Raw genomic sequence first — 2,144 nt, 5'->3', positions numbered from 1 at the left:
CCAGTGGGCCGACCACCAGTTGCACGCCAGCGGCCTGGGCCTTGGCGTAGAAGTCGTCGATGGAGCTCAGGCGCGAGCTGTCATAGAACTCGATCGCCGGTGGCTTCTGCCCGGCCTGTTCAGCCTGGTAATGCGCGGCCATGAAGCCTTCGCGCAGGGCCTTGCCGACGGAAGCCAGTGGGCCTTCCTGCGGCAGCAGCAGTGCGATTTTGTTCAAGGGCTGGCTGGCCAGTTCCTTGAGTTTGGTCAGGGGCAGGGGCAGTTGCACCGCCGCAGGGTGGCCTGGGTTCTGCGCGCGCCAGGTATCGATAGCGGCTTGTTGCTGCTCCAGGGTGCCGGCGCCCTTGACCGCTTGGGCCAGGCTGATCCAGCCATCCAGGGCGGGGTTGCCGCTTGCTTGCAACTGGTCGGCTGGCAGCGCGGCAATCAGCACCCAGATAGCTTCGTGGTTGCTCTTGGCGGCGTCGCCGGTGAGCAGCGGTGCCATGGCCACGCGCTCGCGAGCGGCGGCCAGGGTCTGGCCGTCGGCTTCATAGGCGCGGGCATGCACGGTACCGGTACGGATCTGCTGATCTGCCGGCAGGTCCTTCAGGCTTTGCAGGCTGGGGTGATTAAGCGCTGCCAATGCCGCCTTGGGCTGATTGCGGGCCATGGCCAGTTCAGCGGCCAGGGTGTTGGCAAATACTTGTGCGGCCGGTTTCAGGACATCCAGGGGCACCTGCGCAAGAATCTGCGACGAGCGGCCAGGGTTGTTCTGGTGGAATGCCAGGTCAGCCGCACTCAGGCGCAGCAGTGCGGCCTTTTCTGGTGTCTTGGCAGTGGTGGCCTGTTCGAGCAGTTGCTCGATACTGGCATCCGGGGTCCGGGGAAGGTCGCCAAGGCTGGACGAGGGCGAGCTGGCACAAGCGGCCAGGAGGGCAGCGAGGCAGAGGGCGGAGAGCAGCCGCAGGCAAGCGATCATGTAAGTGTTCCTGATACCGATCAAATTAGCGTGGAATTGTACCCAAGCACTGGCTCAGGCGCGATGTTACTGGCGTGAAAGCGTCGATTTAGGTCGTGCAGATGTTGCAAACGGTCGTCGATGGCTTAGAAGGCATCCACCGTGATGGCATATTTTCCAAGCGTCTACACGCTACAATGTGGCTTTTGCCAACCATCGAGGTGTGCGTTTTGACTGCTCCAGGTCCTTTGAATTCCACTGCAGGCTCGCTTTTTGTCGTGGCGACGCCCATTGGCAACCTGGACGACATCAGTGCCCGGGCGCTGAAGGTGTTGCGCGAGGTGAAACTGATTGCGGCGGAAGACACACGTCACTCCCAGCGTTTGATGCAGCATTTTGGTATCAGCACGCCATTAGCGGCGTGCCATGAACACAACGAGCGCGAAGAAGGCAGCCGATTTATCACCCGTCTGTTGGCGGGGGATGACGTGGCGTTGATCTCCGATGCGGGCACGCCGCTGATTTCCGATCCTGGCTACCATTTGGTTCGTCAGGCGCGTGCCGCTGGTATCAATGTAGTGCCTGTTCCGGGGGCGTGCGCGCTGATTGCCGCATTATCTGCCGCCGGTCTGCCGTCGGACCGGTTTATCTTCGAGGGTTTCTTGCCGGCCAAGGCCGTCGGGCGTCGCGCGCGTCTTCAAGCCTTGAAGGAAGAGCCGCGCACCTTGATCTTCTACGAGGCGCCGCACCGTATCCTTGAATGCCTGCAAGACATGGAAATGGTCTTCGGCGGTGAGCGCCAAGCGCTGCTGGCCCGTGAGCTGACCAAGACCTTCGAGACCCTCAAGGGCCTGCCGTTGGAAGAGTTACGGGCCTTCGTCGAGGGTGACAGCAACCAGCAGCGAGGCGAATGCGTGGTATTGGTCGCTGGCTGGACTGCTCCTGAGAATGAAGAGGCGGTTGGCAGTGAGGCGATGCGCATCCTGGATTTGCTGCTCAAGGAAATGCCCCTCAAGCGTGCCGCAGCCCTGGCGGCGGAAATTACCGGCTTGCGCAAGAACGTGTTGTATCAAGTGGCGCTGGATAAACAGAAGGCCGAATAGTTCCGGGGGTTAACCTGTATTTCGTCTGAACGTGATGGCAATCCTGAACTTTTATTACTTGTCCTAAGCCCGCCGTGCCGTTAACCTGCGCGGCGGAGAGT

The 2,144-nt window shown here is 61.2% G+C and carries 2 protein-coding genes; one reads left to right on the top strand and one right to left on the bottom strand.

Going from position 1 to position 2,144, the window contains the following annotated elements; genetic code table 11:
• The coding region (locus tag ACRESD_RS21790) for a penicillin-binding protein activator (protein WP_431752795.1) at positions 1–961 on the bottom strand (961 nt) is incomplete at its 3' end.
• Between the two features lie 176 nt (positions 962–1,137).
• Here ACRESD_RS21790 and rsmI point away from each other — a divergent pair.
• Positions 1,138–2,043 carry a 16S rRNA (cytidine(1402)-2'-O)-methyltransferase gene (rsmI, locus tag ACRESD_RS21785; protein WP_431752796.1) on the top strand — a complete coding sequence of 302 codons (906 nt, stop codon included), beginning with the start codon at positions 1,138–1,140 and terminating at the stop codon, positions 2,041–2,043.
• Positions 2,044–2,144 lie beyond the last annotated feature (101 nt).

Source organism: Pseudomonas sp., from assembly GCF_050739995.1.
Taxonomy (GTDB): domain Bacteria; phylum Pseudomonadota; class Gammaproteobacteria; order Pseudomonadales; family Pseudomonadaceae; genus Aquipseudomonas.
Note: the sequence above shows the minus strand (reverse complement) of the source record. Positions and strands in the feature narration are given on the sequence as shown.